Raw genomic sequence first — 12,514 nt, forward strand, 5'->3', positions numbered from 1 at the left:
GGAGGCGTCCCATATGACTGGGGCGGACATCGTCGCCCGCCGCCGGCCGGTCCCGGCGCCCGTGGCGGGCGGGCCTTCAGGCCACGTCGCGCCGGGTGAGCAGCAGGGCGGACAGGCCGAGGAAGACCGCCACGTACGCCGTCAGCACCACGCTCGCCGTGGCGGGTCCCGACACCGAGACCACCCCGGGAACCGAGGTGCCGGCCGTGCCGGACGGGTCGAGGGCGGCGGCCAACGAGCCCGCGCTCGGCCCGATCAGCAGCCGCTGCAGCCCCTTCAGCACCGGGAGGGCCCCGGTCAGCCCGGAGACCAGGTTCTCCACCGCCAGCAGCCACAGCAGCCCCACCCCGATGGCGGCGCCGGTGCCGCGCAGCAGGATCGCCAGGAACATGCCGAGGCTCGCCGCGGCCATGCTGATCAGCCAGGCGGCCGCGACTGCGGCCGCGAGGCTGGACACGTCCGGCCAGTGCGCCGCCCGGCCGGTCAGCGCCGCGGCGACGGCGCCGGATGCGGCGCCGAGCGCCACCACCAGCGCCGTGACGCAGAGCACCACCACCGCCGCGGACGCCGCCTTGCCGAGAACCGCGCCCGTACGGCCGGGCCGCTGGACCAGAAGTGTCCCCCAGGTCCCCCACCGGAACTCGCCTCCGGTGAGCACCGCGCCCAGGATCAGCATCAGTGCACTGCCGAACATCGGGTACAGGGCCACGGTCCCCGACAGGAAGCGGTCCGGAAGCAGGCCGTCGATCAGTTCCTGCGGGTCACCGGCGGCGCCGGGCGGCCGGTTCCGTACGGCCAGGTAGACGACGGCCGGCACCACCGTGCCGAAGACCAGGGCGAGGGCGATCCACGCGCCGCCGACGATCCACACGCCGGGGCGTTTGCGTGCCGCCAGCAGCTCCGCCCGCACCATGGCGTTCACCGGTTGACCACTCCCTGGCGTTCCGTTCCCGTTCCCGATGAAGGCTGGTCCGCGACCAGCTCGAAGAAGGCCTCCTCGAGGGAGACCGTCTGCCGGCGCAGCTCGCTGACGGCCAGTCCGTTCTCCACGAGGAGCCGGTTGACGGCCGCCGCCTGGCCGGGGTCGACGGCCACGCGCACCTTCCCGTCGTCCACGGTCACCGAGCGGACGGACGCCAGCCGCGCGAGCAGGTCGGCGGCGCGTGCCGGCTCATCGACCGTGAGCGTCAGGCCCTCGTGTCCGGCGCCCCGGCGCAGCTCCGGGACGGTGCCCTCGGCGACCAGCCGGCCGTGGCGCATGACGCCCACCCGGTCGCACACGTGCTCCACCTCGGCCAGCTGGTGGCTCGACAGCAGGACGGTGCGCTGGTGACGGCGCAGCCCCGTGATGAGCTCCCGTATGCCGGCGACGCCCGCCGGGTCCAGACCGTTGGTCGGCTCGTCGAGAATCAGCAGGGCGGGGTCCTTCAGGAGCGCGGCCGCCACCGCGATCCGCTGCCGCATGCCGAGCGAATACGCGCGGAAGGCGACATCGGCTCGCGCGGCCATGCCCACTTCCTCGAGCACGTCGTCGACGCGGCCGGGCCGAACGGCCGCGTATCGGGCGAGGACGCGCAGGTTGTCGCGCCCGGACAGGTGCGGGTACAGGGCGGGTGACTCGATCAACGCGCCCACGCCCCGCAGGCCTGCGGAGCTGCCGGCGGGGTGGCCGAGCACCGAGGCGGTGCCCGACGTCGGCCGGACGAGTCCCACGAGCATCCGCATGGTGGTGGTCTTCCCGGACCCGTTCGGCCCGAGGAAGCCGTACACCTCTCCGGTGCGCACGACGAGGTCGAGGTCGAACACCCCGGCGTCCGGACGGTACCGCTTGGTCAGTCCGCTGGTGCGGACCGCGAGGCCGTCACGCATCGGCGGCCTGCCGTCCGGCGGAACGGGCTCGGGCCGCCGCGAGGACCAGGACCACCACGACGGCGGTCTCGGCGGCGAGGATCACCACGGCCCACACCGGTCCCGTCCAGCGTTCGAGTGTGGCGAACCACAACCACATCAGGCAGCCGTACACCGACAGCGCGAACAGCAGCGAGACCAGCCCGTAAGCGGCGTACGCGCGGGCGTCGCGGGCCGGGTAGACGCCGAGTCGTTCGCGCGCGGCGGGGTCGCCCCGGCGCAGGAGCAGCCGCCAGAACCGGTAGCTCTCGCCGCGCAGGTCGGCCAGGTCGAGCGCGTGGGTCAGCATCACGTATCCGTCCGATCGCAGGAACGGCAGAAGGTTCAGCAACGAGCCCGCGCTGCCGAACAGCAGGACCCCGGCAGCGAGCGAATGGCCCGGACCACCGTCGCGGGTCAGCCACCACCATCCGGCGACTGGCACCATGGCCAGCAGGCTCACCATGACCCCGGCGAACGCCGTCGCCACTCGGGCTCTGCGGCGGTGGAACAGCACGATGTCGTCGGTCCGGCAGTAGGGGGCCAGCATGGGGAACCGCCAGCTGACCCCGATCTCCGTGACCGTGCCCCCGAAGTGGCGGCAGGTCACGCCGTGCGCGAATTCGTGCAGCGCGGTGATCACCCAGACGAGCAGTACGGAGACCGGTATCGAGATCGCCCAGGTGCGCTGGTGGGCCGCCTCGGTGCTGAGGGTGGCCGCGTGGGTCCAGACCAGGGCCTGTACGGCGGCGACCAGGATCAGCGCGGGTATCACGAACCCGGCACGGAAGGCGAAGGCCAGGCGCGTCGCCAGGGCGGCGCACAGCCGGTCGGGCCGGAGCAGCACCCAGCGCCGCCGCAGCCACCCTTGCCGCGCGGACTCCTTGTCCTCGCGGGCCTTCCTCAGCTTGTCGAGGATCGTGGTGTCGGCATGCCCGTCGAGCAGTTGGTAGCGGCCGAGGAGGGTGAAGATCTGCCCCCAGTGGTCCGGGCCCAGCCGGCGGTCGTAGGTGTCGCTGTACCGGCGTCCGATGTCCTGGAGGGTGTGGCGGCCGTCCATGAGGCCCATGATGAAGTGCTCGCGGGGGCCGACCCGGTAGTAGCAGCCGGTACGGGCGTCCTTGACGTGGTGCACCGTCTTCGGGCCGGTCCGCAGGGCGGGGCCGAGCACGACCTCCTGGCGGAGCCGGGGCAGATCCTGTGCGGTCACCGTGGCATCACCTCCTGCGCGGCCATGTCCGACAGCGCCTTTTCCATGACATACGACAGATAGATCTCGTCGAGGATGCTCACGCCGAGCCGGTTGTTGGTCATGTGGACGTAGGAGCTGAGGACGATGGCCAGGGCGGCCTGGGGGTCGGGGGCCGCGCCGTCGCGGAAGGCCAGGACGCCGGCGCCGGACAGGGCGAGTACCTTCTCGCGCAGGTCGGCGCAGTGGCTGAGCCAGGACCGCTCCAGCGGGGTGGGGGCCGCGCCGGGCGTGTCGCGGACGCTGTCCCCCACGTGCCGCAGCCGGGAGACGAGTCGGTCGCGCATCCGGTGATAACTGCGGTCGAAGCGCTCGTGCTGGCTGTCGCTCGGCTCCTGGTAGGAGGTCTCCCACATGGTGCGGTAGCGGGTCAGGAAGCGGGCCACCTCGCCGTGGTCCCCCAGGAAGGAGAAGCACAGACCGGCCGTCAGCTGGGCGGCCTGGCCCAGCAGCACGGTGCGCACGTGGACGTTGGTGCTCTCCAGCAGGGTGACCACCAGGTCACTGGATCTCTCGAAGTGCCATTCGGCCAGCTCCATGGCGGTGGTACCGCCGTACCGGTCCAGCTCCCGCTCGTAGGGGATGCGCGCGACGCTGTTGTTGTCCCGGAAGGGCATCGTGCCGTCCGGTCCGTACAACTCGTCCCAGCGTTCCTGGCTGTACTCGGCGAGGAACATGTTCCGGTACAGGTCTCCGCTGGCGTTGCGGTCCTCCTCGTACAGGGCCGGGCGGCGGCGCAGGAAGTCGGCGAGCGCCTCCTCGGCGATCCTCGCCACCTCGCCGGCCGCCGCGGCGTCGGCCGGCAGCAGGCGCAGCCGGATGTGCGGGCCCTCCAGCCAGTAGCGGATGAAGAACCAGGAGCGCAGCAGGCGTTGTTCGCGCAGCCGCGCGACCAGCGGCCGCACGCAGTGCACCAGCACGGGGTTGGCGTTCGCCGCGTAGAAGACGTGCAGGCTGATCCAGCCGTTCCCGTCCGGTTGCGTGCCGGGGACGCTGCCTGCGAGGAGAGTGTCGTTGGCGTTCATCGCCGCTCCGTGGGCATTTTGTCGAGCTCCACCGTGAGCTCGGTGACGTATCGGTTCCGGTCGTCGCGCAGCGACAGCTCGTCCGGGCCGGGCAGCATCTCGGTGAGGACCACCGGGGAGGCGCTCTTGCGGACGGCCGCGTCGAGCAGGCGCACGCTGGGGTAGGCGTCGAAGTCGACGTACAGGGGCTTGTGCTCGCCGCCCGGGTTCGCGAAGACGCGACGCGGAAGGCCCATGTGCCGCTGCCACTGCCGCCATGCCAGGAACCACTCGTGGTCCGGCTGCCCGGGTGTCGTCGCGGGCAGCCGGTCCGCCGCGCACCGCCAGGACCTGCGCTGCACCACGACGTTGCCGAGCCGTATCCGGGGCAGCGGGCCGTCCTGTGTCTCCCGCAGGCCGGTGCCCTCCCACAGGTCGAGCTGCACCATGCTCGTGTATGAGAAGTTCAGCAGCACCTGCTGCACTTCCGGCAGCGCCATGGGCAGCAGGAAGCCCAGGTAGACCGGGATCACCTCGACGCCCAGGCGACGTGAGCGCAGCAGCAGCCGGTCGGCTGCCGGGTCGTGCTCGACGACCAGGTCCTCCACGGGGATCTGCTCCGCGCCGGGCCGGGAACTGGTCTCGCCCGGGCAGACCACCTCGTAGGGGGTGACGACCGGGTGCAGGTTGAGGTTGGTCGTGTCGTAGCCGCCTTTGAGCTCGGCGAAGACGGCACCGGGCGGGGCGATCGTTTCCAGGGACCGGCGCAGCGACGCGGTGAGCCCGGGCCCGAAGCAGTGTGCGAACCGGGAGAACAGCAGGGTCAGGCCGGAGTAGACCCGGTTGACGACGACCAGCGGATCCTGCGTGCCCCGGTGCGCGAGCTGGAGGAAGAACGACAGTGGGCGCAGTTCTTCGAGGGGCGAGGGGGGCAGGATCGCTGTGACGGTCGTGAGGAACTCCTCGTCCAGTTCCAGGTCGGCCCCGGGGGGCAGGTCCCGGTGTCGCCGTGCGACCTCGTCGGCGACGGCGGCCCGGGCACGGTCGATGCGGGTGATGTCCTCCTGCCGGAACCAGTTGTCGTAGGGGCGGAAGGCGGTGCCGTCGAAGCGCTGGTGACGCAGGAGCCGCTGGTTGTAGTTGTCGTAGAAGTCCTGCCCGAACTCGTGGGCGAAGGACAGGAAGTCCTCGCAGCGCCCCCCGGTGCCGTATCGCGCCCTGAAGAACCCCTTGGTCACCAGGCGGCGCACGAGGTTGCCGTCGAAGGCCGGCAGGATGTCGGCCAACCGTTGGAGGTCCGGGGTCAGTCGCTCCTGCCACGCCTGCGTGTCAGCGGTCACCGCCAGCCCGGGCAGCGTGGTGTCCTCGTAGACCAGCGTGCGCAGCACCGGGAGGTCCGCCCGGCCCAGGAGCCGGTGCGCGGCCGCCGCCGACTCCTTGATCCGGCCCAGCAGTTGGCGTCTGCGCCCGAGGTCGGCCCCGGCGAACCGCCCGACGTCCTCGCCCATGTGCTCCACGAGGTGGGCGACGTCGTCCGCCCAGGCGGTGCGCAGCGCCCGCAGGCCCTTGCCGTAGGTGGCGACCGGGTCCGGGTCGTGGATGTCGACCTGGAGCCCCGGGACGACGAGCAGCCCGAGCCTGAGCAACTGGGCGAGGTAGGCCTCCACATCCGCTTCCGGGCGGTCGGGGCCCATGGCGGACAGCAGGGCCACCGCGTCGCCGAACCGCAGCTCGGCGTCGTCCCGGAACACGGTGAGCACGTCCGCGAGAACGTCGCCGGTGGGCAGGTAGAACAGGCTCTCGTGCACCGCGTCCAAGGTGACCGCCGCGTCGGCGTCGGCGTCGGCGCCGCGCAGCTTGCGCAGGTAGCGCACCCGGTCGCGGTCGACCCGCAGCCCGCTGGTGGCCCGCACCGGCAGGTCGCGGCGGAGCCGCGGGTCGACGGTGGCCAGCTCCGAGAGCCGGGCGAGCACCGCGATGTTGAGCCTGGAGTGGCTCTCCTTGTCCCAGCCGGTGAGCCGCGCCACGAGGGGACTGCCGGCGCCTTCCTCGAAGCCGCCGGCGGACACCGCCGTCAGCGTGCTGAAAGGGCTGGTCTTGCACGCCGTGCGGTAGAGGTACTCCAGCAGTGACCGTTCGATGCGGCGTTCCCGCTTGCTCAGCGGACCGCCGTCGCGCCGCACGTAGCCGTCCAGGTACTCGTCGAGCGACGGAGAGGACAGCTGGATGCCGTGGCGCAGATCCGTCTCCACCGTGATCCGCCGCAGCTCCCGCCGGCTCGCCGCGACCTCGCGCGCCACGACGCCGGAGCCGCCGCTCTGCAGCGACGCGCAGCGCTCCCGCTCGGCGGCCCATTCCCGCAGTGCCGCGACATCCTGCGCCGGCAGCAGCGGCTCCGCCGACGCGAGACCACGCGGAACACGGGAGTTGAACACGTCCCGGCGCAGATTGATCAGCGTGCGGCGCGCCGACGGGTCGGCGAGGCAGTCCGCTATGCGCTCCTGCAGGACATCGGCGAGGCGGGCTCCTCGTTCACGCAGCCGCCGCCGGGCGTCGAGCAGGGCGTCCGCCCACGCCGCGCTCTGCGCGGTGGCCAGGACGTCGGCGGCCTCGAAGGGCAGCCCGCCGACCCGCAGCATGAACCGCGGGACGAGGTGCCACGCCCCTTCGGCGCGTCGGGGACCCGGCGCAGTCGCGGCGGGCTCCGAGGGAGAGGCCGCCGATGGTATCGCGCTGGATATCACGGATCGTCCCTTTCATGCCAGCCGGTAGTCGTAGTCCGCGCGGTCCGTGCGTTCGTGCCCGAGCAGCACGAACAGGAAGGTGCGTTCGTCACTGCCGTCGAGACCGACCGCCTCGTCGATCGCGATGTTGTCGAAGCCGAGCACCACGCCGCAGCCCACGCCGAGCGCCGCCGCGACGGTGTACGCGGTCTGCGACAGCGCCCCCACCTCCGCGTTCAGCACGCGGTAGCCGCGACTGCCGAAGGCCTCCAGAGTGCTGCGCCATCGGCCCGAGATCGCGAGCACGGCGCCGACCTGTTCCAGGTTGTAGTTGCTCAGGTAGTAGCTGCGCTGCAGCGTCCCGGCGATCGGCTCCTGCCGCACCACCTGCAGCCGCCTGCCGCCCGCGTCGTAGCGGTAGCTCCCGGCGGGAAGCCCCGCCACCCGGTTCGCCAGCACGTACAGCCCGGTCAGGCCGGCGTCCTCGGGCACCACATCCGCGGTGTACCTCTGCGCCGACACGGTGCCGGCCAGCACGGTCGCCAACTCGTCCAGGCCCAGCGGACGGGACCCCACGAACGAGCCGAAGCTGGTGCGCCGGCCGCGCAGGACCTCGCCCAGGTCCGTGCCGAGCCGGCCGGCCAGGGGCCGCGGCAGCTCCACCTCGCCGCCGAGCTCCCGTGGCAGCGGCACCAGGCGCCGCGCCATCGCCGGGTCGGGGCGCGGACGGCGGTCGTCCAGGACCGCCCGGTGCACCTGCCGCACCTGCTCGAACGTCCTGGTCCGCGCAGACCGTTCGAAGCTCGGGCGGTCGACCGGACCGCCGCGGCCCGCGGTGCCGCACGCTCCGGCGCTCGGGTCCGCGCCCGCGCCCGCGCCTGGCGGGCCGAACGGCAGCGGGACGACGGCCAGCACGCTCTCCTCGTCCATCACGAGCCCCAGGAGCCGGTTGAGCCGCTCGTCGTCGAACCACAGCACGCGCGGCAGCCGTCGCCCCGTCGCCTGGGCGATCAGCTCCCAGCACCCCAGCAGGGCACCGGCGTCCTGGGTCACCACGTGGTAGCAGAAACTGTTGTACTTGAACGCGTTCTTCCAGAACCGCACCGTCACCAGGAGGAAGCCGTCCGCCGTCCCGGCCCCGGCACAGGCGTCCCGGACCTCGGCGGTCAGGTCGCCCGCCACCAGCCGCTCGAACGCGTGGTGCGCCGTCGCATAGTGGTAGACCCCGGGGGTCAGCGGACCGGACGGACCCGCCACCCAGTACACCTCCAGCGGGTACATTCCCCCGCCGGAGGCGCTGCCCCGGCCCCACAGCGCCTCCGGGTAGAGCACCCGCACGTGGCTGTCCTGGTTCCAGTTCACCCGCAGCCTGCGGTCCAGCACTCCGCACGACAGCCGCAGCAGCGATGCCAGGGACCCGGCGGTCCACAGCGGCCCCGGGCCGGGCGGCGGCTCCTCGAGGACGACGTCCGCGGTGGGCGCCAGCGGCCGGCCGACGCCCGGCGGGAGAGGGAACCGCCGCACTCCCAGGTAGGTCTTGTGCCGTGACGGCTGGTCCTCCCAGTCGGGGGTGAAACCGACCGGCTCCATCGGCTCCCGGCCGCGCCGGAACACCGACTCCACATAGTCGCTCACGACCTGCGTTCGGTCCTCGGACACGGACTCTCCTCCTTCGCCGGACGTGTCCGGCCCACGATCGGGGCCCGTCCGCGCATGACGGGTCACAGGGAACGGCTCACGGGAAGGGGTGCGGCCTGGGATTCAGGCCGGTGGGGCCGAAGCCCTCCGCGCGGGAGTGGACCTCGGCCAGGCGGCCGTCGAGGTAGGCACGCAGCCGCGGATGGCCCAGTACGCGCTGCCGCTCCCAGCCGAAGTCGATCGGCACCAGTCCGGGCGCCAGCACACACAGGGTGCGGATGCCGGTGCCGTCCTGCTCCGGGCACGTCTGGTCCACGGCGACCACGTCGCTGCCCACGTCCCGGAGCCGCTCCATCACGAACCGGACATCGTCGGCCAGGTCCAGCGTCGCGGGCCGCTGGGCGAGCCAGGGGCCGTACAACTCGCCCATCGACCGGGCCGGCGCGGCGTCCAGCAGGAACGAGGCCACGTGCGCCATCTCCGGCAGGCCGTACAGCAGGGCGTGGTCGGTCAGTTCGTGCACACGGTCGTAGTCGGCCGCCATCTCCCGCAGCGCCGGCAGCTTGGCCGCCACCCGTTCGTCCATGCCGGGGATGTACGAGGCGGTCTCGGAGAGCGCGGCACGCACCGCCTCGACGGGATCGAGGCTGGCACCGGCCGCGAAGCACAGGGCGCCCAGCCCCCCGTCCAGCCGCTCGGCGACCGCCATCACCGCGGGTACGGGGACGTCCACCCGCATGTCGAACAGGCGCATCCGGTAGCCCAGCCGCGCCACGCGGTCCAGCACGAACCGGATCTCCTCGTCGACGATGGTCGCCTGGTCGATCTCGGGCAGCCTCGCCCCGGCGAACCAGCACAGCAGGAAGGCGTCCCGCTCGATGAGTTCGAGCATGCCGTGCAGCAGTGCCTCCTCCGTACTGGTGCCGCTGGCACAGCCGTTGGAGCATTCCTGCACGAACTTCCGGTCCGGACGGCGGTCGAGGTAGAACACCAGTTGCTCCGGCACCAGCACCGGCCGCCGTCCGCCGAAGGAGTAGCCCCACACCCAGTGGGTGGGGGTGTCGGGGGTGTACGGCTGGTAGTAGTCACGGTGTCCGGCGTAGAACTCCGGCCGGTACGCACCCAGGGCCGCGGGGTCGAGGGCGTCCGGCGCCAGGTCGCGGTAACGTGCGTACACCGTCGGGCGCTTGGCCCGCGGGAACTGGCCCGCGTAGCGCTCCAGCCCCTCCAGCATCCCGTACCGTTCGCTGCTCACCGAGCTCTGCGACTGGCCGCTCCACCACATCTCGTGGAAGTCGTACTTGCTGCGCACCCGGAAGTAGCCGCTGACCGGCAGGGTCGCGCTGCACTGGTAGACGCGGCGGGCCGCGCTCGCCAGCGCTCCGCAGACCTCGTTGACGTATCCGCCCACCGGCAAGGGAAGGTCACCCGCGGCGGCTCCCCGGTAGCTCACCGGGCTCGACTTCGGCCGTGCCCGCAGGGGCAGCACCGCGCCCTCGGCGGTGTCGGGCAGTGGGGTGGCGCACCGCTCGCACTCGGAGTCGGCGATGAGCTGGTGGCGGGTGACGGTCAGGTCGCGGGTCCGCAGCTCGACGATCCGGCCGATCCGCCGGTCACCGGGCGGCAGCTCGGCGCCGGCCGTCTCCGCGGCCACGAGCTGCGCGATGTGGTCCAGCACGAGCGGCACGAGGCCGGGTTCACCGCCGGCGACGAAATCGGCGCCGTCCTCGACGGCCCTGCGTTCCTCGACCGGGCGCAGCGCCAGCCAGCGCCGGTCCAGGCACCGGCCGCACGGCCGGCTCCTCCCGTCCGCCCGGTGGAGGGGTCCGAGCAGCACGGTCCCCGCGTACAGGCGCACCGGGTAGACCAGTCCGTCCGCCGGTGGCGGTCCTTGCCCTCCGGCCGCCTCGGGCAGTCCGAGTACCCGGACGTCGACCTCGACCCCCGCGGGAGCCTGTCCGTTCAGGTGAGCACGCAGGACATCGGCGGCCCGTGCCCATGGATCATCCGAGACTGCCGTGACCGTCATTGCGTTCGACACCACAAAGTCATCCGTCCACTCAGACGCTCATTGGTACGCGGGTGGGTGAAACAGCTGCTCGCACGGCCGAGGGTGCCGGCCCTGCGAGCAGCTGCACTCGTCACGCCGGGCGGTCCGTCCGGAGACCGGGGCGACCCGCCCTGATCAGCCGGCCGGCGGTCAGCTGGTGCTGGAGCTGCAGGAGCAGCAGGAGCTGGTGCTGCAGGAGCAGCAGCTGGAGCAGGAGCAGCTGGAGCTGGACCAGGCCAGCTCGACCGACTCGTCGGTCATCTCCTCGATCTCGAACGTCGCGCTCTCCAGAGCGCTCAGCTCGTCCTTGAGCTCAACTGACATGGCGATCCTTCCCATGGGTGTGGTGGGGATGTCACCCCGGAACGGTCGTTCCGGGAACCGTGGCGCGCCCGGTGCGGGCGCGGGTCAGTCCGGGGTCGCCTACTGCGCGGCGAGCAGGACCGTGCCGGTGACCATTCCTCGGACTGCGTGCAGATCGATCGTGGTGGTCTCGACGAACAGCGCGCGGGTGCCGTCCGCGTCGAGCCGTGCGAGCGCTTGGGGCACCGGCGTCGCGGGCTCGTCGAGGGACCACTGCGCGACGCCTTCGCCTTCCAGGAGCGCCCTGGGGTCGAGATCGGCCATCAGCGGGTCGCCCGGGTCCGCCGGCGTGCCTTCGTAGTGCCGGCTGACGGCGAGGCCTACCGCGTCGCGCACCGCGTCGCGCAGGGCGTCCCGCGCCGACAGGGCCGAGCCGACGGCCCAGTCGGCCGCCCGCTCCTCGCCGCCCTCGACGACGGCGAGCACCGTGAAGGCGGGCGCTGCGCCGGGCAGCGCGTACACCCGGGCCTCGCGGCCGATGTGACGCAGGCTGCCCAGGGCGAACGCCACCTCGTCGTCGCCCGCGAGCAGAAAGTCGCCCACGCGGGTGGCGGGGGCCTCACGGGTCAGGGCGCGGACCAGGCCGCGGTAGGCCAGCGCCGAACACAGTCCTTGCTCCCGCACGGCCTCGAGCGTCCAGTCCGCCGCCGCACCCGCCGAGGTGGGCTCGAAGCGCAACCGGGCGTTGGCCGGGGAGAGCGGATAAGCGGCCGCGGCGGGCACGCGCCACGTGCTGCCGTCGTGCAGCGACACCGCGGGTGTCGTGGCGCCCCCGGGCCACTCCCGCTCCCCCGCCAGGCCGCCGAACACCTCCAGCCGCCCGGCGGGCAGCAAGGCCGCCGCTTCGTCGGCGCTCGGGCCCGCCGCCCCGACGGGTCCCAGCCGGCCCACGTAGCAGCTCACCGCCGCCCGCACCGCGCGGGTCCGCGCGACCAGGATCGTGTCGGTGTCGAACGCGGCGATCTCGCGGGGCCCGTCGGTCAGCGACCCGGCGGGGCCAAGCCGCACCCGGCCCATCTTGAGCGGTATCTGCTTGAACGATTCGTCAGCCCATCCGGACATCACGCCGACGTCCGGGGAGACCAGGACGGCCGCCCGGCCGTAGGCCTCGCTGTCATCCGCCGGCCGGGTGGGACCGTCCCCGTCCGGCTCCACCCGTGCGTGTCCCAGCGGGCATCCCGGATGCGGCAGCACCCGCTCACGCCGGGACTCCAGCGTGGTCAGGTCCTGGATCACCGCGTGCCGTTGGTCGTCGGGCTGCAATTGTCCGCTGCCCAGCCGGAAGATCTCGAACGCCACCGCGTTGCCCACCATGCTCCGGGCGACCGCGCTGCCGTGCTCGGGCTCGCCCGCGGCCGGACCGACCGCCATGGCGCGCCAGTAGTCCGCCGCGAGCCGGGGGTCGCAGTTGGCGGAGAGCCGCAACTGCGCGCACATCCAGCACGGTTGATCCGCCGGCCCGCTGATGGGACCCAGCACCACCCGGGTCCGGTCCGACACGACGGGAAGCAGCCGCGGTCCTGGCTCGCCGCCGTGGACGCGCTTGGTCAGATCGAGCAGGCCGCGGCTGTGGGGGGGGGGGGGGGGGGAGACAAAAAAA

At 72.7% G+C, this 12,514-nt stretch carries 9 protein-coding genes; all 9 read right to left on the bottom strand.

The window, feature by feature from the left end; all coding sequences use genetic code 11:
• Positions 1 to 76 precede the first annotated feature (76 nt).
• On the bottom strand, positions 77 to 922 hold the full coding sequence (locus ACRWNP_RS33720) for a hypothetical protein (RefSeq protein ID WP_431968239.1): 846 nt from the start codon (positions 920 to 922) through the stop codon (positions 77 to 79).
• On the bottom strand, positions 919 to 1,869 hold the full coding sequence (locus ACRWNP_RS33725; protein ID WP_431968241.1) for an ATP-binding cassette domain-containing protein: 951 nt from the start codon (positions 1,867 to 1,869) through the stop codon (positions 919 to 921). The genes ACRWNP_RS33720 and ACRWNP_RS33725 overlap by 4 nt, the downstream gene beginning before the upstream one ends.
• Complete coding sequence (locus ACRWNP_RS33730; RefSeq protein ID WP_431968243.1) at positions 1,862 to 3,097, bottom strand: hypothetical protein; 1,236 nt, start codon at positions 3,095 to 3,097, stop codon at positions 1,862 to 1,864. The genes ACRWNP_RS33725 and ACRWNP_RS33730 overlap by 8 nt, the downstream gene beginning before the upstream one ends.
• Positions 3,094 to 4,161: a thiopeptide-type bacteriocin biosynthesis protein gene (locus tag ACRWNP_RS33735; protein WP_431968245.1), complete on the bottom strand. Its 1,068-nt coding sequence runs from the start codon at positions 4,159 to 4,161 to the stop codon at positions 3,094 to 3,096. Before ACRWNP_RS33735 ends, ACRWNP_RS33730 begins: the two co-directional genes overlap by 4 nt.
• On the bottom strand, positions 4,158 to 6,779 hold the full coding sequence (locus ACRWNP_RS33740; protein WP_431968247.1) for a lantibiotic dehydratase: 2,622 nt from the start codon (positions 6,777 to 6,779) through the stop codon (positions 4,158 to 4,160). The genes ACRWNP_RS33735 and ACRWNP_RS33740 overlap by 4 nt, the downstream gene beginning before the upstream one ends.
• Before the next feature lie 117 nt (positions 6,780 to 6,896).
• Positions 6,897 to 8,522: a SagB family peptide dehydrogenase gene (locus ACRWNP_RS33745; protein ID WP_431968249.1), complete on the bottom strand. Its 1,626-nt coding sequence runs from the start codon at positions 8,520 to 8,522 to the stop codon at positions 6,897 to 6,899.
• Positions 8,523 to 8,598: 76 nt separating this feature from the next.
• Positions 8,599 to 10,530 (bottom strand): TOMM precursor leader peptide-binding protein, encoded by a 1,932-nt coding sequence (locus ACRWNP_RS33750; RefSeq protein WP_431968251.1) that lies wholly within the window; start codon positions 10,528 to 10,530, stop codon positions 8,599 to 8,601.
• 171 nt (positions 10,531 to 10,701) lie between these two features.
• On the bottom strand, positions 10,702 to 10,875 hold the full coding sequence (locus ACRWNP_RS33755; protein ID WP_018560191.1) for a hypothetical protein: 174 nt from the start codon (positions 10,873 to 10,875) through the stop codon (positions 10,702 to 10,704).
• 99 nt (positions 10,876 to 10,974) lie between these two features.
• Positions 10,975 to 12,514, bottom strand: a 1,540-nt coding sequence (locus ACRWNP_RS33760) for a TOMM precursor leader peptide-binding protein (protein WP_431968253.1), incomplete at its 5' end; no start/stop codon positions are given.

Source organism: Actinacidiphila sp. bgisy160, assembly GCF_965342435.1.
Lineage (GTDB): Bacteria > Actinomycetota > Actinomycetes > Streptomycetales > Streptomycetaceae > Actinacidiphila.